The organism is Neobacillus drentensis, assembly GCF_036965645.1.
GTDB lineage: Bacteria > Bacillota > Bacilli > Bacillales > Cytobacillaceae > Neobacillus > Neobacillus drentensis_D.
Genome location: NZ_JBALPZ010000211.1, coordinates 4,838 through 5,091, shown reverse-complemented (window position 1 = coordinate 5,091; position 254 = coordinate 4,838).

The window sequence follows — 254 nt, the reverse complement described above, 5'->3', positions numbered from 1 at the left end:
TTTTTAATTTGTATATTTATATATATAATATTTTTTTCATGAATTGTAATGATTTTAAAAGTTAAATCAATAGTTGGTATGGTCTATTAAAGTGATCCCTGTAACAAGAAAAGGATGCAATTTGGAAAGATGTGATGATATGAAAAAGAAAGTGGCTTTTTACATTGAGTCAATAGTAGTCGGAGGAGCAGAAAAGGTTTTAATTGACCTTGTTAATAATTTAAATCCCGAAATATATGAGGTAACAGTAATTG